Origin of the sequence: Frondihabitans sp. PhB161 (assembly GCF_003814635.1) — a bacterium.
Taxonomy (GTDB): domain Bacteria; phylum Actinomycetota; class Actinomycetes; order Actinomycetales; family Microbacteriaceae; genus Frondihabitans.
Genome location: NZ_RKQW01000001.1, coordinates 1,280,830 through 1,299,808, shown reverse-complemented (window position 1 = coordinate 1,299,808; position 18,979 = coordinate 1,280,830). Strand labels below are relative to the sequence as shown.

The following is an 18,979-nucleotide window of genomic DNA, read 5'->3' as shown; positions in this document are numbered from 1 at the left end:
CAGAGAAGTCAAGAAGCGAGGCCGGCCGACCCAAACGACCGGCCTCGCGACGGCACGAATGCCATCTGCCCCACGATCCTGATCCTTACCGTGGGTGCGTCCAAAGTATCAAACAATTGTCAGCAAAACCACGCCGTCGACGGGTCGACCCCGCGAGCGCCCGACCAGCCGAGGATCAGCGCTGTCGCCTCGCCGGAGGCACGGGAGACGAGAGCAGCACAAAGGTGGCTTTGCCAACGTGCAGTACGCCATCGGCAAGAGGCTCGCACCGCATGCCGCCCCTCCCCCGAAGGGCCGCGAACGCACCGGGTGCGAGCTCGTGGTCCATCCACGCGCACGGATTCGCGGGCCGGCCAGCGCGAAAGGCGACCGGCCCGGATCCTGAGTCGAGGGTGAAAACGGCACCCCGCAATTGGTCGACAGCGACGCCGCGCAGCAGCACGTTGCGCCGGGTCGCGAGGGGATCGAGCGCGTCGAGGCCGAGTTCCCGGGCCGACTCGTCGAGGGCGTCCAGGTCGAACAGCGTCACCGAGGCCGCCCGATGCGCGGGCTTGCCGAAATAGCGGTCGCCGACGATTCCGAGACCGCCGCGGACGGTCACCGAAGTGCGCGACTCGCTTTCCCCCGGAGCGAGTCCGAGCTCGGTCGCGGGCAGGGCACCGTCGCCGGGCCGACCGGCGTAGCGGTGGCGAGGAGACGCGAGCAGAGCCTCGATGGTGACCGGCGTCGGAATGCCGAGCACCGGGATCCTCGGCTCGGTCGTCTCGTGCGGCACGATCTCACGGTACGCGGGAATGGATCGCTCGGAGCACCGCTTGGGGTGAGCATGACTCAGACGCCTGATCGGCGCGGCTGGCTCGGAGTGCTCTCGGTAGCGCTCGGGTCGTTCGTGCTGGTGCTCTCCGAATTCCTTCCGATCGGGCTTCTGCCCGCGATCGCCGACGACCTCCACATCGGAATCGGCACCGCGGGCCTCGTCGTCGTGGCGACCGGGCTGACGGCGGCGGTCAGCTCGCCCGTCGTGACCGTGCTGACCTCGCGGGTCGACCGGCGCACCGTTCTCTGGTCGCTCACGGTCCTGCTGGTGGTCGCCAACCTCGTCGGCGCCTTCGCCCCCACGTTCGGGCTGCTGATCGTCGCCCGCATGCTGCTGGGCGTCGCCCTCGGCGGCTTCTGGGCCATCGGTGCAGGCATGGGCGCCCGACTCGTCGAAGCCCGGTCGGTGATCAAGGCCACCTCGATCATCACGGCCGGCATCTCGGTCGCCACCGTCGCCAGCCTCCCGCTCGGCGCGTTCGTCTCGAGCTTCGCCAGCTGGCGCGTCGCATTCCTGATCAGCGCCGCCCTCGCCGCCCTGGCACTGGTCGGCCAACTCGTGCTCCTGCCGTCGATTCCGGCGGTGCAGCGTGTGCGCTTCGCCACCCTCGGCGGTCTGCTGCGGGTGCCGCGCGCTCGCATCGGCCTGATCGCGACGGTCTTCGTGTTCCTCGCCCAGTTCGCCGCCTACACCTACGTCGCCCCTTACCTCGAGGATCTCGTCAAGGTCACCGCGGGCACAATCACGCTCGCGCTGCTCCTGTTCGGCGTCGCCGGAATCGCGGGGAACTTCGTCGCCGGGGCCACCCTGTCGCGCAACATGGTCGCGACGCTCACCGTCGGCAAGGTGCTTCTCGCCGTGGCCATCGTGCTGCTGCCGATCCTCGCCTGGTCGGTGCCGGGCGTCTTCGTGCTGCTCGCTCTGTGGGGCTTCGTCTGGGGTGCGATGCCGCTCGGCATGCAGACCTGGATGGCCACTGCCACCCCGGGCGGCTCCGAGGGCAGCCTCGCGCTTTTCGTCACGACAATCCAGCTGTCGATCGCTGCCGGATCAGTGCTCGGCGGCATCGCGGTGTCGTCGTCGGGGTACGGTCTCGACTTCACGATCGCGGCGGCGTTCGCCCTGGTCGGCGCTGTCGTTCTGCTGACGCTCGGTCGAGGCGGCAGAACCGAGGATCCGGGCCCGGCCGACCCCGCAGCAGCGCCGCTCTCCGAGCCCAGGTCCGCCGAACCCGCCGTCGACGCCCTGCGCCCCTAGGCCCTGCCGGCCAGGCCCTGCCGTCCAGGCCCAGCGGCCCGGCCCTGCCGCATGGGCCCTGCCGCTTAGGCCCTGATGTCTACGCCTCGGACGGCCCGTACAGCTCGTCCGGGGTGGGCGGGTTCGCGCCCGCCCTCGACACCGTGATCTGCGCGCTCACGAGGGCCGTGCCGACGATGGCCTCGAGCCCCTCCTGCGCGAGACCGCCGGAGCGCACCGTGTCGACCAGGTCGTTCGACAGGATGCCGAACAGCAGGCCCGACATGAACGCATCGCCGGCGCCGATCGTGTCGACGACGTCGACGGGCGGTGCGGCGACCGCGATCCGGGCGTCCGGCGAGGCCGCGATGCAGCCCTCGCCGCCGCAGGTGATCGCCACAAGCCCGGCACCGAGGCCGAGATAGCGGTCGAGCACCTCGTCGAGCGTTGCGCCGGGGTGCAGCCAGGCGGCGTCTTCGTCGCTCAGCTTGACGACGTGCGAGACCTCGGCGATACGGTCGACGTCGAGCACCGCCGCGTCTCGGTCGGGCGTGACGCTGGGGCGCGCGTTCGGGTCGAAGGAGAGGAGCACCGAGTCGTGCGCCGCGGTGAACAGGTCGGCGACGGCATCCGCCCCGGGGTGGAGCACGGTGGCGATGGAGCCCGTGTGCACGACGGCGACCCCGGTCGGCACGGAGAGGGAGCCCGGGTTCCACGAGATATCGAAGTCGTACTGCGCCGAGCGGTCGGGCTGGATCCTTGCCTTTGCCGTCGATGTCGCCTCGTCGGTGACCGACGCTGAATCGAGCTGCACACCCGCCGAGTCGAGGTGTCGGCGCAGCGCGTTGCCGCGCTCGTCACGCCCGAGCGAGGTGCGGAACGACGTCGGCACACCGAGTCGGGCGAGCCCGAAGGCGACGTTCATCGGGCTACCGCCCGGGTGCTCGGCGGTCGAGTCGCCGTCGACGACGATGTCGATCAGCGCCTCTCCAACGACGAAGACGGACGGGAGGGCTGTCGGGGCAGTACTCATGCCCTGCACTGTAGTCGGCTCGAGATGCACGGAGCCCCCGCGACGCAGGGTCGCGGGGGCTGATCGTCTCGAGACCGGACGCCTACTTGTAGACGTTGTCGGTGAGCATCTGCTGCGCCTTCGTCGCGAACTCGCCGCGGACGAGCACCTCGTAGCGGCCCGCCTCCATCGTCTTCACCGACGAGAAGTCGCGCTGGCCGCGAGTCATGGCGTGACCGACGAAGCCGAAGAGGGCACCCCAGAGGGCACCGACCACGACGGCAGTCAGGAGCGCCGGAATGATCTGCACTCCCGGCACGAAGACCGCAAACAGCAGGCCGAGGAAGAGGCCGAACCAGAGGCCGCTCAGACCGCCGCGGCTCGCGGCCTTGCCCTTGGTCAGGCGACCGGAGACGTTCTCGACCGTGCGGATGTCGTGGCCCACGATCGAGACGTTCTGCACCGGGAAGCCCTCGTCGCTCAGGTAGTCGACGGCGCGCTGTGCGTCTTCGTACTTCGTGAAGGTGGCGACCACCTGCGGATAGGCGCCACCGACGAAGGCTCCGACGCCGCCGGCGGATTCAGCTGCCGATCCGGTGGACTCGGCCTGGGGCTGCTGCGGGGGAACGACGGGCTGCGTTCCGGGGGCGGCGTATTCGCCGTACTGCGGAACGGCGGGACGCTCGGTGGGAGTGTCGTCGCTGGGGCCTCGTGCGGGCCCGGTGGGGGTGGGGTCGGTCATCGGGGTCTCCTTGCAGGGGTGTGAACCACCCACTCTGGCCCGAGACCCTGAAGTCTCTCCGACAGCTGCCGAGAAACGTGGTCTTAGCACTGGCGCAGAAACCACGAAAGGGGATTTACCGGCGATCAGATCACGTGCGAGAATCCACCACGATGAGCCAGAACGACGCCGCTTCGCGATCCGATGACGCGATGCAGCGGGCCGCCTACGGGGGCCACGAACCCGACGAGGCCATCGACCTCTACTCGGGCGGATACAACGGGTCCGGGTTCTACGCCGAACCGACGGACGGGCCCTTCTCGTTCCGCTACACGGTCGTGGGCGACGACGAGATGACGCTCCGCTCGTCGTCGTTCACCGCCTCGATGCGGGGCACCATCGAACCCGAAGACGAGTACGTGGTCTCGTGGATCACCACCGGCAGAGCGGTCATGGACATCGGCGGCGACGAGGTTCAGATGTCGCCCGGACGGCCGGCGATGTTTCCGACCGGCAAGCGCTACGCCTTCCACTTCAGCGACGTCAGACAGAATCTCATCCACTTCAACGCGGGCTACCTCGAGCGACTCGCCGCCGAGCGCACCGGAGGAGAACCGCAAAAGCTGCATTTCGACCACACTGCCCAGCTCGATCCCACCGCACTGAAGCGGTGGCACGACGTCGTCTCGTCGGTGGCGCGGACCATGCTCGGCAGCGAGCCCGACCCTCTGCTACGTGCCGAGGCCAAGCGACTCGCAGCTTCAACGCTTCTCGACACGTTTCCGCACCAGGGGCCACGGGTCGCGACCGTCGCTCTGCCGCCGGGTAACGCGCGCCTCGCCACGGCACTCGAATACATCCATCACCACGCCGCCGAGGCCATCACCACCTCGTTGATCGCCAAGGCGGCGGGCCTCAGCCTGCGCGGGCTCCAGCACGCCTTCAATAACCAGCTCGGCACCACACCCACCGACTACCTGCGCGGGGTCAGGCTCGATCTCGTCCGCGCCGAGCTGCTCGCAGCCTCGCCGACCGACGCGACGGTGGGCGCAATCGCGCAGCGCTGGGGCTTCGCGCACTCCGGCCGCTTCTCGTCGGCCTACGTGCAGCGGTTCGCGGAGTACCCGGCCGTGACGCTTCGGCGCTGACCGCCCGAGGTCGGGGGCGCGGGTGGGGCGGGTGGGCGCGGGTTCGCTTGGCCAAAACCCGCCGAGTCGGCATAAACCCTCACGGCCGGCCAAAACCCGCAGCCTAGGTCGAGTGCCCACGCCGACGAAGCGGGTCTGTGCCGATCATGCGGGTCCGCGATCGCCGCGGTTACACCAGCACCAGCATGACTACCGCCACCGCGACTCCCGGTCGGCAGGCGACACCTCGGCCACCCGGCCGTACCCGTCGCGAGCGGCGGCGACGATGGTGACAAGGGCGGCAAGGATCCCGAGCCCGGCAAACACGAAGATGGCGAGAGTCGCGCAGTCCAATTGATTCATGGTGCGATCCAATCGCGAATTGAGCCATAGCACCAAGGTCCAATACGGCTACAGTGGCACCATGCTGATCGGAACAACCGCCCTGACCGGACTCCTCGGCGAGTGGCGAGTGGGCGGCCACGCGCACGCCGACCTGGCCGCGAAGCTCGAGGTACTTCTCCTCGACGGGCGAGTCGCGTCGGGTACCCGTCTGCCTGCCGAGCGGGAGATGGCGAAGGCGTTGGGGGTCAGCCGCACCACCATCGTGTCGGCCTACCGCGTGCTCCGAGAGAAGGGCATCTTACGAAGCATTCAGGGCTCGGGCAGCGTGCTCGAGCTCCCCTCGGTGCCGCGACGTCGTGACTCGGCGCCGCTCGACCTCGACCTCAGCAAAGCCGTGCCCCGCGCCTGGCATGAGCTGCCCGACCTCTCGGCGCGAGCGCTGCAGCGTCTCCCGCACCACCTCAGCCACGCCGGAATCGACTTCTTCGGGCTACCCGACCTCCGTGCAGCGATCGCCCGCCGATACACCGAGCGCGGGGCCCCGACCTCCCCCGAGAACATCCTCGTGACGCTGGGCGCCCAACACGCCATCGCCCTCGTCGCCCGCACCCTCCTCGGGCGCGGCGATCGAGTGGTCGTCGAGTCGCCGAGCTACCCGCACGCGCTCGACGCCTTCCTCGCAGCGGGGGCGCGCCTGATCGCGAGCCCGCTCGACAGCCGAGCCGAAGCGTCGCTCGAGAACGGCGCCTCGACCTACGACACCGACCAACTGGTCGACACCCTGCGCGGCGCGCGACCCGCGCTCGCCTACCTGATGCCCGACTTCCAGAACCCGACGGGTGCGTCGCTCGACGACGACGAGCGCCTCCGCATCCTGCGCGCAGCAGCCCAGACCGGCACCCCGCTGCTCATCGACGAGACGACGGCCGACCTCGACATCGACCGGCCGTTCACCGCAACCCCGTTCGCCGCAGTTCCGCACCACGGCGCCACCGTGATCACCGTCGGGTCGCTCAGCAAGACCGTGTGGAGCGGGCTTCGCATCGGCTGGATCCGCGCCGATCGGCACCTGATCGAGCGGCTCGCTCTCGCGCGCCCGGCGGGTGACATGGGCAACGCCGTCATCGAGCAGCTGGTGGCTCAGGAGGCGATTGGCGACCTTCCTCGGATCCTCGAGTCTCGTCGCGACGAGCTCCGGCACGGCCGAGACCATGCCACCGCGCTGCTGCGGTCGCTGGTGCCCGAGTGGCACGTGCCGGCGATCGACGGTGGTCTGGCGCTCTGGGTGCACCTCGGGGCACCGCTCAGCAGTGCGCTCGTGCAGGCCGGGCGCGCGCGCGGCGTGACCGTCACCGCGGGCTCGCGCTTCGGCATCGACGGTGCCTTCGAACGGCGGGTCAGGATCCCCATCACCGCCGATGAGGCCACCCTGACGGAGGGTCTCACCCGCCTCGCCGATGCCTGGACCGCCGTGCGATCAGGAGGCCACGCGGGCCGCAGCCTGAGCGATCCAGCGTTCGTCGCCTAGTCGAAGTGCGTGCCGCGGCGACTTAGTTCTTACCCTTGCCCTTATCCGGGTTGCCCTTGCCGGGGTTGCCCCTGTCTGCATTGCCGGTGTCGTTCGTCTTCTTGTCGGTGCCGGCCGCGCCGTCTTTGGAGTCGTTGGTCGCGGCGGGTTTCGGCTTGGCGACCACGCCGATCTCCGACTGGGGAGGCGCGGGGAACTGCGCCGCACCGGGATAGGCGGCATTGAGGTCGGCGATGATCGTCTTGTCCATCGTGAATTTGAGCCCGTAACCGTACTGGCCGTTGATGTAGGTCTTGTAGAAGCCGGCGCTCCCCGAGATGTTGCCCACCCAGGTGGCCTGGGCGATCTTCGAGGTCGACGTGACGAGCCAGTTCTGCACGGCACCGTCGGTGGTGCCGGTCTTGGCGATGATCGGCACACCATCGCCCGGGTTGGCGCTGGCCGCCGTTCCGCCCGGCTTGAGGACGGTCTGCAGCGCGTATGCCACGCCATCGGCCACGTCTGTCGACATACCCTGGGTGCACTTCGTCGCCGTCGGGGCGATCCTCTTGCCGTCGGCGCCCTCGATGCGGGTGATCGAAACCGGGGTGCAGACCACGCCGTGGTTGGCGATGCCGGCGTAGGCCGTGGCCATCGTCAGCGGGGCGATGTAGTTGGTGCCCAGGATCATCGACGGCGGTGAGGTGAACGGGTTGGCGTCGGGGTCGGCCGCGTGGATGCCCATGTTGAAGGCGGTCTTCTGGATGTTGCAGAGGTCGAGCTTGCGACCCATCGCGGCGTAGGCGGTGTTGATCGACTCCTCGGTGGCGAGAAGCACCGTCATCGAGGCGGGTGCCGCCTCGGCGTTCGCGACGTTCCAGACTTCGTTGCCGAGCCCGTAGCAGGAGTTCGTGAACTCCGAGAAGGGGAGAGCGTGCTCGGTCGTGTTGACCGACTCGTTGAGCGTGTGCCCGGCCTCCAGCCAGGCGGCCAGCGTGAACGCCTTGAACGACGAACCGGTCTGGAACCCCTGAGAGCCGCCCCGATTGTGGTCGGTGTTGTAGTTGACGCTGGTCGTGCCGGCCGACGCCGAAGCAGTTTCGTCGAACTTGGTGTTCTGCACCATGGTGACGATGCGGCCTGTTCCGGGCTCCACCGCCACGTTCGAGGCACCCACGTTGAGCCCCGGCACGCTGGCGGGCATCGACGCGCTGACCGCGGCCTGCGCCTTCGCCTGCAGGTCGAGGTTGAGCGTCGTGTAGACCTTGAGGCCACCTTCGGTGAGCTTCTCGATGCGCTCCGCGGAGGTCTTGCCGAACGCCTTGTCGTTGATCATCGACAGCTCGACGTACTTGCAGAAGTAGCCGGCGTCGTACTTGACCGCGGTGGCGCAGCCGTTGGCCTGCGGGGTGATCTTCGGCCTGACCGCCGTGGCGATCGCCTTATCGCGCTGGGCGACGGTGATCTTGCCCTCTTTCTGCATGCGCGTGAGCACGTAGTCGCGGCGGTCTTTGGTCTTGGCGTAGTGGTTCGCCGAGCCGTTGTCTTTGTTCGACGGGTGGTCGATGCGGAGGTTCGACGGGTTGTTGATGATCGCGGTCAGAGTCGCCGCCTGCACGAGGCTGAGGTTCTTCGCCGGAACGCCGAAGTAGTACTCGGCCGCGGCCTGGATGCCGTAGACGGTGCCGCCGAAGCCGACGATGTTGAGGTAGCTGCGGAGGATGTCGTGCTTCGAGTACCGCTTCTGCACACCGATGGCGTACCGCATCTCGCGGAGCTTGCGGGCCGGCGTCGTCGCCGTGACCTCCTCGTAGCACTTGGTCGCTGCCGCGACAGCCTTCTTCGACGTGCCGTCGTTCTCCTGGGCGCATCGCTGCACGAGGACGTTCTTGACGTACTGCTGAGTGATCGACGAGCCACCCTGCACCGAGTGGCCGATGCTGGTCGAAAGGGCTCCGCGAATCGTGCCCTGGAGGTCGATCGCTCCCTCTTCGAAGAACCGCGGGTCTTCGGTGGCGATGGCCGATCGGGCTACCCACGGCGACATCTCGGCGAGCGAGACGTCGGTGCGGTTCTGCACGTAGAACGTCGCGAGCTTGACGTTCTTGCCGTTCTTCTTCGCGTAGATCGACGACGACTGCGCGGGCTGCGTGATCTTGAGGAAGCTCGGCAGCGCGTTGAACGTGTCGGCCGCGGTCACGACCCCCTCGCCTGCGACCGCGATGGACGGCACGACGAGCAGGGCGGCCAGGAGTCCGGCCACGGTGGAGAGGCCGACGAAGCCCAGGAGGGCGCCGACGACGCGGGGTGCAGATGATCGGGTCACGCCCTAACGGTAAACGGCTCACGCCCGGATAGCGAAGAGGGCACATGTATTCGTCGGGAAATAGTCCTCGAGAGGTAGCCGCTCGACGGGTCAGCCGAGGTACGACATCACGTGCTTCACACGGGTGTAATCCTCGAAGCCGTACGACGAGAGATCCTTGCCGTAGCCGGAGTGCTTGAAGCCGCCGTGCGGCATCTCGGCGACGATCGGTATGTGCGTGTTGATCCACACGCAGCCGAAGTCGAGCCGCTTGGCACAGCGCATGGCGGTGGCGTGGTCGGTGGTCCAGACGCTCGACGCCAGGCCGTACTGCACGTCGTTGGCGAAGCGCAGCGCCTCGGCCTCGTCGGTGAACTTCTGCACGGTGACCACGGGGCCGAAGATCTCGTTCTGAACGGCCTCATCGCGCTGGGTGAGGCCCGAGACGACGGTCGCCTCGTGCAGGTAGCCGATCGAGCCGACGCGGGATCCTCCGGTCTCGATGACGGCCGTCTCGGGCAGACGCTCGAGGAACCCCTGCACCTGCTCGAGCTGCGCCCGGTTGTTGACCGGGCCGAAGAAAGCCGAAGGATCCGACGGCGCACCCACGCGGGCGTGGTCACGCGCGCGCTCGGCCAGCGCCTTCACGAACTCGTCGTGGATGCCGGCCTGAACGAGCACCCTCGTCGCCGCCGTGCAGTCCTGACCGGCATTGAAGAACCCCGCCGCGACGATGCCCTCCACAGCCGCAGGGATGTCGGCATCGTCGAACACGATCACCGGGGCCTTGCCGCCGAGCTCGAGGTGCACCCGCTTGAGATCCTTGGCGGCTGCTTCGGCAACGGCCATGCCCGCCCGCACAGAGCCAGTGATGGAGACGAGCTGCGGGATCCTGTGGTCGATCATCGCCGCTCCGGTCGACCGGTCGCCCGTGATGACGTTGAGCACCCCCGGCGGCAGGAACTCAGCGGCGACCTCGGCGAGCAGAAGCGTCGAGAGCGGGGTGGTGTCGCTCGGCTTGAGCACCGTGGTGTTGCCCGCGGCGAGCGCGGGCGCGAACTTCCAGACCGCCATGTTGAGCGGGTAGTTCCAGGGTGTTACCTGGCCGACGACGCCGATCGGCTCGCGGCGGATGAACGACGTGTGGTCTTTGAGATACTCGCCAGCGCTCATGCCCGAGAGGTGGCGCGCCTCGCCCGCGAAGAACCGGATCTGGTCGACCGACATCAGGATCTCGTCGTCGACGAGAGTCGCGCGCGGCTTGCCGGTGTCGTGCGACTCGAGGTCGGCGAACTCGTCGGCGCGGGCCTCGATGGCGTCGGCGATCCGGAACAGCGCGAGCTGCCGTTCGGCGGGAGTCGTCTCACCCCAGGTCTCGAAAGCCCGCGCCGCCGCCTGGTAGGCGCGATCGACCGATTCAGGATCCGAGACGGGCGACGACCCGTAGACCTCTTCCGTCGCCGGGTCGATCAGGTCGAAGGTGGTCTCGCCGGTCGCCTCGACGTAGTCGCCGTCGATGAAGTTCTGGAGCGGTGTCGTCATGCGCCGACAGTAGCGCCGGGGTCGGGTCGCACTCGTTCGACGTTTCGGCACGTTCGCCGCCGGAATGCTGCGCCGGCCTGCGAGCTACTCGGCCGACGGCCGCCGACGCTGCTGCTTCGTCTCCGACCGCGCGCCCTTCGCGGCCAACCGACGGCGATCCGAGCCTCGGGTGCGCTTCGTCGCACGTCGGCTCGGCCCCTCGGGCGCGAGGCCGGCAGCTACGAGCTCGGCGAGCTTGAGAAGGGCGCTCTCGCGGTTGCGCAGCTGCGATCGCTGCTCGGACGCCGAGACGGTCAGCGCTCCCCCGACGAGACGACGGCTGAGCCGCGCACGCAACAGCGACTTCTGCTGCTCGCTCAGCACGGCCGACTCGGCGGGGCTCCACGAGAGCTGCACCCGGCTGTCAGACGTGTTGACGTGCTGGCCGCCCGGCCCCGACGATCGGGAGAAGCGCCACACGAGTTCCCCGGCGGGAATCGTGAGCGCGGGCGACACCTCGAGATCCATGCGCCAAGCGTCGCACGGCGGCTGGCGAGTCGGCGGGTGTTCTTGCGAGTCGGCGGGTGCTGGAGCACCCGCCGACACCTGAGAACACCCGCCGACTCGCGGGCGACACCCGCCCACTCGCGGGCGACACCCGCCCACTCGCGGGCGAAAGCGTCAACGGCCCGCGGCGTACGCCTGCGCGCCCCGAGGGTTCGCGGCAGCACCGACGACGCCGGTCTCCGGGTCGCGACTAACGCTCGAGAGGCGGCCGAGCTTCCAGTCGCCGGCCCGGGTGACCACGTGCCCCCGCGCAGTGAGCCCGTCGATCACGTCGTCTCCCAGAGCGTCTTCAACCACGACGCCCCCGGGCTCCCAGGTGCGCGGCCAGAACGAGCCGGGAAAGGCCGTCGTGTGGAGGGCCGGCGCGTCGGTCGCCTGCTGCGGCGAGTAGCCGCCGACGATGGTCCGCAGCAGGTAGAGCAGCTGCCACTGGTCTTGCTGGTCGCCGCCGGGCGAGCCGAGCGCGACGATCGGCTGGCCGTCCTGGAAGACCAGCGTCGGCGTCAGGGTGGTGCGCGGACGGCGGCCCGGCGTCAGCGTCGATGCGGTGCCCTCCTCCAGCCAGGTCATCTGCAGGCGGCTGCCGAGACAGAAGCCGAGCTCCGGAATCGTCGGCGACGACTGCAGCCAGCCGCCCGACGGAGTGGCCGAGACCATGTTGCCCCAGCGGTCGACGACGTCGATGTGGCAGGTGTCGCCACGGGTGTCGCCCGTCGGGGCTGTAGCGAGGTCGCCGAATGTCGGCTCGCCGACGCCAGCGAACCTCACACCGGCGAATCCCGAACCGTCGGCGACGGCGGGAGGCTGGTAGCCGGTGCGGATCGGAGGCATCTCGGAGCCTCCGCCACCGACCCGGCCGGGGCGCACCTCGAGGGATGCCGTCTCGCCGATGAGCTGCCTTCTGGCTGTCGCGTACTCCTCCGACAGCAGAGCATCGAGGGGGACGTCGTGATCGCCGTAGTAGGCCTCGCGATCGGCCATGGCCAGTTTCAGCGCCTCGATGATCGTGTGGGCGCCGGCTGCCGTCTGCGGATCGAGCAGCTCGTCGGCGAGCGGCTCGAGCATGGCCAACACCTGCAGAAGGGCCGGCCCCTGACCCCAGGCTTTGGTCTTCGCGATCGTCACGCCGCGGAATGAAAGGGTCGCCGCCTCCTCGAACGACGCCCGGAACGCGGCCAGATCGGACGCGCGGATGACGCCCGCGTGGTCTGTTCCCGTCGAGTGGTGGTGCGGTGTCCGCGCGAAGCGGTCGATGGCCTGTGCCACCTGACCCTCGGCCCACTCGGTGCGGGCCAGCGCGATGCGGTCCTCCCGGGTGACGCCCTCGGATCCTGCGCTGATGAGGTTCTCCAAGACGGCCGCGTACGCGTCGTTGACGATCAGCTCACCCGGCGACGGGAGGCGGCCCCCGGGCATCCAGCGGTCGGCGGAGGTCGGCCAGTGCTCGCGGAAGAGATCGGCGACGGTGGCGATCGTCGTGGCAACGCGGGCGGTGAGCGGATGGCCGTCGCGGGCATAGCCGATCGCGTACGAGAGCACGTCACTGAGCTCCCAGGTGCCGTGCTCCTGAAGCAGCAGCAGCCAGGCGTCGACGGCGGCAGGGACGGTGGCGGCCAGCGCGCCCGACCCGGGGACGAGCTCCAGGCCCTCCGATCGGTAGTGCTCGACGGTCGCACCGGCGGGCGCGGGGCCCTGCCCCATGAGCACGACAGGAGTCGAGGGGTCGGCTGCAGTCGCGAACAGCGCGACCAGGTCGCCACCCGGGCCGTTGAGGTGCGGCTCCACCACGTGGAGCACGAACGCACCCGCGACGGCGGCATCGAAGGCGTTCCCGCCCCGCTCGAGGACAGCCTGGGCCGAAGCCGTGGCAAGCCAGTGCGTCGACGACGTCATGCCGAAGGTGCCCTTGAGGTCGGGCCTCGTCGTGAAGTCGCTCGGGGCGGTATAGACCATGGTGCTCGTCTCCTCTCGATCGCCCGCGCCGCGATCCGTGGCACGGTCAGCCCTCGACGCTACCCCCCGGCGAGAGTGCCCTCGGCGAGTCCGACACTCACCTCGACCGAGCGGGTGACGAGCTGGCTGCGCTCCTCCTCGGTCAGGTAGCCGACGAGCCCGTAGGCCGTCGTGCTGTCGATGAGAGCGAAGAACTGACGAGCGGCGAGAGGCGCATTCGTCACGTGGAAGTCGCCGCTGGCGTTGCCGGCGTCGAGGATCGAGACCGCCAACTCCTGCCACGTTGTCATGCACTCGCGCGCGGCCACGGCCACGAAGTCGTTGTGGCGGCCGATGCTCCAGGCATCGGCCCAGATCGTCTTCGACAGGCAGTGGTCGGTGGCGAGCAGGGCGGACACGAGGATCCGCAGCGCCTCCAGCGGGGTCGACGCCGCGGCTGCTACCGCCCGGACCCGCCCCAGCTCGCTCAGCGCGAGGTCGGAGAAGGTGCGAGCGGCGAGTGCGTGCATCGAGGGTTCTTCTGCGGCGATGACCCCGGGCGACAGGCTCGAGACGGACGCCATTCGGCGCAGCGTGATCGCTGTCAGGCCCGACGACAGGGCGATCGTCCGCGCGGCCTCATCGATGGTCGCGCGAGCATCGGGCAGCGCGGTCGCAGAAGATCCGGGCGAAGTCATCCCCCCAGATTAGGGGACGAGGCGTTCTACGCCAGTCCCCCGTCTGGGCCGGACGGGCCTCCGGGCGCTGAGATCGCAGTAGTGGTCGGGTCCACCCGACCACCAGCGCGATCTCGCCGCGCGAGTCACCAGCGGATGAGCTCGAACTCGCGGCGCAGCCGGGCGCCACGTTCCGGATGCAGCTGCGACACCCACGCGATCCGGCCGAGCAACTGCTGCCGAAAGGCCGGATGGCCGTCGCGGTTCTGCCCCTCCGGCCCGTGGGTGACGCAGTTGTGGACGACTGCCCGGAGTCGGTCATACTCGCGACGCCCGGGAGCAGTGGTGGCGTTGACCACGATGCCGGTGACGGTCTGCCGGGTGCCGGCCCGTCGGATCCTCGTCTTCGGAGCATTGATCGTGTGACCCGAGTCGACGACGATCGCCGTGGCCCCGCGGACGAACTCCCGCACCATCGAGGCCAGTGAGGCGTCGCCCGAGAACGCGAGGTCGTCGGCGTAGCGCGTGTAGGTGGCGCCGAAGGCGTCGGCCCAGCCGGCGAGCCGCGAGTCGAGGCGCTGCAGGCTCAGGTTGGCGAGGGCCGGCGACGAGGGCGCACCCTGCGGCAGGTGCGGCATCGACAGCGCCTGACGCAGGGCGAACCGCGCCGAGGCCGAGCCGCCCGCGGGCATGGCGCGCAGCACCCTCGGCGGAACCGAGTGCGTGCAGACTCCGGTGAGCAGGTGGGCGACCGTCTCGGGAAGGCCGGCCCGCCGGAAGAGTCCGTAGATCTGCTTCGCGGTGACCGATGCGAAGAACGAGACGAGGTCGAGCCCGATCACGACGTCGCGGCCGGTGTGCTCGGCCGCTCCGGTGATCGCGCTGCGGCCCGCGACGAAGCCGTGCGCCGCGTCGTGCAGCGGCATCGGCGTGAGCAGCTCGTCGAGGATGATCCGCTGCATCGTCCGCAGCCGGTCGAGTGGAACCTCGAGCAGACGAGGCACCCGCCCCGGGCGAACACGCCACTCGTAGCGGTAGTGGTGCAGCGGTCCCTCTTCGGCGAGACGGTTCCAGCCCTGGGTGTCGGCGAACCACTCGAGGCGCCCCACGGTCACGCCGAGCAGACGCGCGAGGTCGACGACGGTGTCGACGCGCGGGCCCGGCCCCACGGCGCGGGTGGGAGCGATGGCCCGGCTGCGGATCCTGACCGGCGTTCGCCGCGTGCCTCGCCGGAACGACGCCGCGAAACCCGGCAGGTCGGCGATCAGGCGAGCGAGCAGGCGGGGTGAATCGGGCAGGGGGCGGGACAAGGACTCGAGGATCCCGCCCACCGCCACCCGAACGAACGCCCGACGCGACCCGACGACGCTCGACCCAGCCGCCAGCAGGCTCGGCGCCGACCACTCCGGCGCCGCGTGAAATGCATCGGCCAGCGCGCGGGCGACTTCGGCGAGAGTGGCGCCGGGCGGCTCGTGCTCGATGTCTGCGTTGGCGTCGTGTTGCGAACGGCCTCCGAACGACTCATCCGCCGGTGCGGGAGGCAGGGCGCGCGAAGCGCGCTCGGCCTCTCGCGGTGTCGTGCTCTCGTCGATCTTCGTCCCCCGGGGTAGCCCCGGAGAGGGCGGCACAGCTCGTGTGCCGCCCGCCTCGCCCGGAGGCCGTTGCATGCCGCTCACAGTAGGAGTCGCGCAGCCGCACCGCAACTGGGGCCCGCCCGAATTTGAAGGAGAAACACGGGCGGGCGGCCCCCGATCCGCATGAAGTGGTTGCTGAGCGGCGGTTTCTCCTTCAAATTTGCACGGGCACGCAGCTACAGCGCCGAAAGCACCAGCCTCAGCGCACGCGCTTCAGGACGCAGCGCGAACTCGGGCCACACGTCGACACCGCAGGCGCGGGAGCCGAGGCCGTTCTGCGCCGCATCCACGTACAGGTGCGTGCCGGTCGACGTCGGGAGCTCGTGCGGGTGAGCGGCGCCCGCGATCTCCTCGGCGGTGTGCCGTGAGAGCGTGAAGCCCGGCCGGCGCCCGGCCTCGTCGGCGAGCGCCGCAACCCGCAGCCAGGGCGAGCCGGCAGCGGCGAGGTCGAGCGACCGGAACGCCGAGCGGTGACCGGTCTCTTGGGGGCGCGCGTACTGGGCGGACAGCTCGTCGATCCCGGCGGCGAACCGGCCTACCCGGGCGGCACGCATGCTGTCCGGGTACGACTCGCCCGGACCGGTGCCGAACCACGACGCTTCGTCAACTGCCCCAGGAAGATCGAGGCGCATGCCGATGCGGGGCAGGATCAGATCCCACCGCGACGAGAACGCGATCGCCACGCTCAGCAGCACGTCGTCGCCGGAGGCCTCCCACGTCGTCTCGACGCTGACCGAATGCCGCGACGCCGCTGCGGCGTAGCGCGCGAGCTGCCGTGCCGAGGTGCCGTCCGATTCAGAACGCAGGATCCGCCGGGTGATCCGATCGAGACCGGCCGCCTCCCACAGGAGCCCCAGCGCGAACCCGGGCTCGCCGGTGCCGAAGTTCGGCGTCACCCCGGCAGAGTCGTACTGCCCGGCGTGCGAAAGAGAGTCGTTGTCGGTGGGTGCGCGGAACAGCGCGAGGGTCGGATCGGCGACCGGCCGACCGGCGAGCTCGACGAGCTGGCCACCCTCGAAGACGGCGGGGCCGAGGCGGTGCACACCCGCGGGAAGAGCCTCGAGCGAGCGAGCTGGGCGGCTGCCGAACGCCGACCGGAGCGGCCTGGTCGACCGAAGCGGCGTCAGATCGTGCTGCCCGGCCGCGACGACGTGCCCGACGGGAGCCCACACGGCGTCGGCCGACGTGACGGCCTCGACGGTGAGCCAGGTCTCGCCGTCGTCGCCCACGTCGATCGTCGGCAGAGGCACAGCGACCGACGACCCCGCTGCAATGCTCGGCACCTCGAGGGCGCCCGAAGCGACCTCGACCCCGTCGACCTCGGCGTGCCAGACGAAGCGGACATCGTCGGAGAGGCGCGAGTGGCGGTGGTTCGAGATGGTGAGGCCGGATCCTTCGTTCTCGACCGAGAACGCGAAGCGGAACGGCGCGACGACCGCCGCGTACTCGTGGAGACCCGGGGTCGGCGTCTCGTCGGAGAGGATCATGCCGTCCATCACGAAGTTGCCGTCGTGCACCACCTCGCCGAAGTCGCCGCCGTAACCGAAGAAATCGGTGCCATCGGCCGTGCGGGTGCGGATGCCGTGGTCGCGCCACTCCCAGACGAAACCGCCGTGCAGGCGCGGGTGCCGGTCGACGAGGTCTTCGTACTGGTCGATCGCTCCGGGCCCGTTGCCCATCGCGTGCACGTACTCGCAGAGGAGGAACGGGCGCTGCCGCAGCCGAGCCGACTCGGCCGCCGTCGCCCCCTGGATGAGCTCGGTGGTGTCGCTGCCGATCGACTCCGTCTCGGGAATCGACGAATACATGCGCGAGTAGACGTCGGTGTACGAGCCGGTGCGGTCACCCTCGTAGTGCACCGGACGCTCGGGGTCGCGATCGTGCACCCAGGCACTCATGGCGGCGAGGTTCGAGCCGGTGCCCGCCTCATTGCCGAGCGACCAGATGACGATGCTCGCGTGGTTCTTGTCGCGCTCGACCGTGCGCTCCATGCGGTCGACGTAGACGTCGCGCCAGCGCGGGTCGTCGCTCGGGTTGTCGACCCAGGCGTCGGCCGGGCGATCCCACCAGCCTTCGAGCCCGTTCTGCGACGCTCCGCGCTCGAATCCGTGCGTCTCGAGATCGCACTCGAGCACGACCCAGAGGCCGAGCTCGTCACACAGGTCGAGCAGGCGCGGGTGCGGCGGGTAGTGGCTCGTGCGGATCGCGTTGACGTTAAAGCGCTTCATCCGCGCCAAATCGTCGCGGGCGTGCTGCTCGTCGAACACGCGCCCACGGTCGGGGTGCGACTCGTGCCGGTTCATGCCGTGGAACACGAGGCGACGGTCGTTGACCAGCAGCAGATCGCCGTCGATGCGGACCGTGCGGAAGCCGACGCGCTGGGTCACCGTCTCGCCGACGCTCGTCACGGTCGCCTCGTACAGGCGCGGCGACTCGGCCGACCAGGGCTCGGCGCCCGCCACACTCAGCGGGACGACCTCGGCCGGGCTCACCCAGGTCACGTCGACGCCCAGCTCGGCGATCGTGAGCCGCACCGGGAACGCCGACTCGTCGGCACGGATCTCAGGATCCAGCGACCCGCCATCACGCACCGACCATCCGGTGCGCAGCCACACGTCGTCCAGCCCGCCCACCGGCCGCGCCACCACCGTGACCTCGCGGAAGATGCCCGGCAGCCACCACTGATCCTGATCCTCGACGTAGCTCGCGGCCGACCACTGGTGCACCCGCACGGCGAGTGTGTTCCGACCCGGGCGCAGCACGCCGGTCACGTCGAACTCCTGCGCCAGGCGACTGCCCGCGCCCGTGCCGATCTCGACACCGTTCAGCCACACCTTGTAGGTCGACTCGACGCCGTCGAAGCGAAGGAGGTGTGTGGCGGCGGCGGTCCAGGCGTCGACGCCGTCAGCACTGCCGCCGGCAGCTCCCTCGGGCTGTCCGCCGGCGATCTCGAAGTCGCGGCGGTAGTCGCCGGTGGGGTTCGCGTCGGGCACGAACGGAGGGTCGACCGGGAACGGGAACTGCACGTTCGTGTAGATCGGCGAACCGTAGCGGCCGTCGTGCCCGAGCACCCAGTGCGAGGGCACGGCCATCGACTCCCAGTCGTCGACGCTCGTGTCGGGATCGACGAACGCCGTGTCTCCGGCGGCGTGCGGAAGAAGCCGGAATGCCCACTCACCCGACAGATCGAGACTCGGCGCGTCGGTGTGCAGCCACGACCGTGCCGCAGCTCGGCGACCGGTGCCGGGCGTGATGGCGGTGACGTAGTCGGGGGTGCTGCTCATCGGTGGATCTCCTTCGATCGGGGGCAATGTTTACGCTAACATGCCTTTGGCCGCGGGGCCGATTGCCGCCGAATGCCGATTGCCGAGTGCCGCCAAATGCCGCGCGGCCTGGGCTCGCCGATGCATTAGGCGGCACTCGCGGCCTTGCGTCACCCGGTCGCGCCACCGCACCGGGAGGCCGGGCCGCCGAGTCCCGCCAAATGCCGCCGCGCGCGATCGTGGTGCGGCAATAAGCGGCACTCGGGGTCGCGCGCTGCTCTGAGGCCGAGGGGAGGCACCGCGGGGCGGGTGCCA

At 69.7% G+C, this 18,979-nt stretch carries 14 protein-coding genes; 3 read left to right on the top strand and 11 right to left on the bottom strand.

Features of this window, described 5'->3' with window-relative positions; translation table 11 throughout:
* Positions 1-175: 175 nt before the first annotated feature.
* Complete coding sequence (locus tag EDF39_RS06265; RefSeq protein ID WP_370275161.1) at positions 176-775, bottom strand: molybdenum cofactor biosysynthesis protein; 600 nt, start codon at positions 773-775, stop codon at positions 176-178.
* Between the two features lie 51 nt (positions 776-826).
* Here EDF39_RS06265 and EDF39_RS06260 point away from each other — a divergent pair, with 51 nt between their 5' ends.
* Positions 827-2,074, top strand: a complete 1,248-nt coding sequence (locus EDF39_RS06260) for an MFS transporter (RefSeq protein WP_123941389.1) — start codon at positions 827-829, stop codon at positions 2,072-2,074.
* A 79-nt stretch (positions 2,075-2,153) separates the two neighbouring features.
* Here EDF39_RS06260 and EDF39_RS06255 read toward each other — a convergent pair whose 3' ends face one another.
* Entirely contained in the window at positions 2,154-3,086 is a 933-nt protein-coding gene (locus EDF39_RS06255) for a carbohydrate kinase (RefSeq protein WP_123941387.1), read from the bottom strand.
* 82 nt (positions 3,087-3,168) lie between these two features.
* Positions 3,169-3,807 carry a general stress protein gene (locus tag EDF39_RS06250; protein ID WP_228514046.1) on the bottom strand — a complete coding sequence of 213 codons (639 nt, stop codon included), beginning with the start codon at positions 3,805-3,807 and terminating at the stop codon, positions 3,169-3,171.
* A gap of 152 nt (positions 3,808-3,959) precedes the next feature.
* Here EDF39_RS06250 and EDF39_RS06245 point away from each other — a divergent pair, with 152 nt between their 5' ends.
* Positions 3,960-4,934, top strand: coding sequence for an AraC family transcriptional regulator (locus EDF39_RS06245; RefSeq protein WP_123941385.1), 975 nt, complete (start codon positions 3,960-3,962; stop codon positions 4,932-4,934).
* A gap of 189 nt (positions 4,935-5,123) precedes the next feature.
* Here the strand turns inward: EDF39_RS06245 and EDF39_RS17470 are convergent, their stop codons facing one another.
* Positions 5,124-5,276, bottom strand: coding sequence for a hypothetical protein (locus EDF39_RS17470; RefSeq protein ID WP_158613170.1), 153 nt, complete (start codon positions 5,274-5,276; stop codon positions 5,124-5,126).
* Between the two features lie 61 nt (positions 5,277-5,337).
* On the opposite strand from EDF39_RS17470, the gene EDF39_RS06240 reads away from it, so the two are divergent.
* A complete protein-coding gene (locus EDF39_RS06240; RefSeq protein WP_123941383.1) occupies positions 5,338-6,786 on the top strand; it encodes a PLP-dependent aminotransferase family protein in 1,449 nt (482 codons plus the stop codon).
* Positions 6,787-6,808: 22 nt separating this feature from the next.
* Here the strand turns inward: EDF39_RS06240 and EDF39_RS06235 are convergent, their stop codons facing one another.
* The 7 genes from EDF39_RS06235 to EDF39_RS06205 all read right to left on the bottom strand — a co-directional run bounded on the left by EDF39_RS06235 (position 6,809) and on the right by EDF39_RS06205 (position 18,685).
* On the bottom strand, positions 6,809-9,091 hold the full coding sequence (locus EDF39_RS06235) for a transglycosylase domain-containing protein (RefSeq protein ID WP_123941381.1): 2,283 nt from the start codon (positions 9,089-9,091) through the stop codon (positions 6,809-6,811).
* Positions 9,092-9,181: 90 nt separating this feature from the next.
* Positions 9,182-10,612, bottom strand: a complete 1,431-nt coding sequence (locus EDF39_RS06230; protein WP_123941379.1) for a gamma-aminobutyraldehyde dehydrogenase — start codon at positions 10,610-10,612, stop codon at positions 9,182-9,184.
* Between the two features lie 84 nt (positions 10,613-10,696).
* Positions 10,697-11,119: an alternative ribosome rescue aminoacyl-tRNA hydrolase ArfB gene (gene arfB, locus EDF39_RS06225; protein ID WP_055960311.1), complete on the bottom strand. Its 423-nt coding sequence runs from the start codon at positions 11,117-11,119 to the stop codon at positions 10,697-10,699.
* 153 nt (positions 11,120-11,272) lie between these two features.
* Positions 11,273-13,111 carry a gamma-glutamyltransferase family protein gene (locus tag EDF39_RS06220; protein ID WP_123941377.1) on the bottom strand — a complete coding sequence of 613 codons (1,839 nt, stop codon included), beginning with the start codon at positions 13,109-13,111 and terminating at the stop codon, positions 11,273-11,275.
* Between the two features lie 59 nt (positions 13,112-13,170).
* Complete coding sequence (locus EDF39_RS06215) at positions 13,171-13,788, bottom strand: TetR/AcrR family transcriptional regulator C-terminal domain-containing protein (protein WP_123941375.1); 618 nt, start codon at positions 13,786-13,788, stop codon at positions 13,171-13,173.
* A 125-nt stretch (positions 13,789-13,913) separates the two neighbouring features.
* Positions 13,914-15,434: a reverse transcriptase family protein gene (locus EDF39_RS06210; RefSeq protein ID WP_123941373.1), complete on the bottom strand. Its 1,521-nt coding sequence runs from the start codon at positions 15,432-15,434 to the stop codon at positions 13,914-13,916.
* Positions 15,435-15,577: 143 nt separating this feature from the next.
* Complete coding sequence (locus EDF39_RS06205; protein WP_123941371.1) at positions 15,578-18,685, bottom strand: glycoside hydrolase family 2 TIM barrel-domain containing protein; 3,108 nt, start codon at positions 18,683-18,685, stop codon at positions 15,578-15,580.
* Between the last annotated feature and the right edge of the window lie 294 nt (positions 18,686-18,979).